This window comes from Acidisphaera rubrifaciens HS-AP3 (assembly GCF_000964365.1).
Lineage (GTDB): Bacteria > Pseudomonadota > Alphaproteobacteria > Acetobacterales > Acetobacteraceae > Acidisphaera > Acidisphaera rubrifaciens.
This window is the reverse complement of record NZ_BANB01000609.1, coordinates 1-963: the sequence shown is the minus strand read 5'-3', so window position 1 is coordinate 963 and position 963 is coordinate 1. Positions and strand designations below refer to the sequence as shown.

General features: G+C 73.9%; 1 protein-coding gene and 1 pseudogene. One reads left to right on the top strand and one right to left on the bottom strand.

The window, feature by feature from the left end:
* Positions 1 to 752, top strand: a 752-nt coding sequence (locus B8460_RS15315) for a xanthine dehydrogenase family protein molybdopterin-binding subunit (protein ID WP_048862476.1), incomplete at its 5' end; no start/stop codon positions are given.
* Positions 753 to 758: 6 nt separating this feature from the next.
* Here the strand turns inward: B8460_RS15315 and B8460_RS22160 are convergent.
* Positions 759 to 963: pseudogene (locus B8460_RS22160) on the bottom strand (hypothetical protein); the annotation flags it as partial.

The following is a 963-nucleotide window of genomic DNA, read 5'->3' as shown; positions in this document are numbered from 1 at the left end:
GCACGTCCGACCTGCCGGATGCCGGCATCGCCGGCGGCTCGGCCCATACCGCGACCGCCGGCAGCGCGATCCATGCGGCCGGCGCCGATGCGATCGCGCGCCTCGCGGCAATGGCGACCGGCGACCGGCGGTCACCGCTGTACGGCGCGGGCAATGCCGGCGTGATCGCCCGCGACGGGCGGCTGCACCGCCGCGACGACGAGACGCGCAGCGAGGCCTATGGCGACATCCTCGACCGCGCGGGACTCGCCGAGATCGAGGGGCGGGGCACGGGCGCGATCGATCCGGCGGCGCAGTCGTCCTATGCCATGCATGCGCACGGCGCCGTCTTCGCCGAGGTCCTTGTCGATCCCGATCTCGGGCAGGTGCGCGTCACGCGCCTGGTGGGCGCGTTCGCCGCGGGCCGGATCATCAACCCGCATCTGGTGCGCAGCCAGTATTACGGCGGCATGATCTGGGGCGTGTCGTTCGCGCTGCACGAGCGGGCGGTGATGGACCCGCGCACGGGACGGCCGATGAACGCGGGCCTCGGCGACTATCACGTGCCGGTCAACGCCGACATCCCGTCGCTGGAGGCAATCCTCGTCGAGGAGGAGGACCCGCACGTCAATCCGCTCGGCATCAAGGGCGTGGGCGAGATCGGCATCACCGGCACGGCCGGCGCGATCGCCAATGCGGTGTGGCACGCGACGGGGGTGCGGGTGCGGCGCTTCCCGATCACGCCGGACGCCGTCGCCCTCGCGACGGGATAGCGTCCGTCAGGCCGGCAGCCGCGCCGTCAGCAGCGCCGCGACGTCCGCCGCGACCTCGCGCGGCTGCAGGCTGACGCGCGGCAGGCCCATCAGCTCGCCATAGGTGCCGCGCGCGAGGGGACCGGCGACGAACAGGTCGGGGGCGGGCGCGTCGCCTTGGCCGAGCACCCGGCCATGCGGATCGACGGCGATGCCGAGGCCGCACGGATCG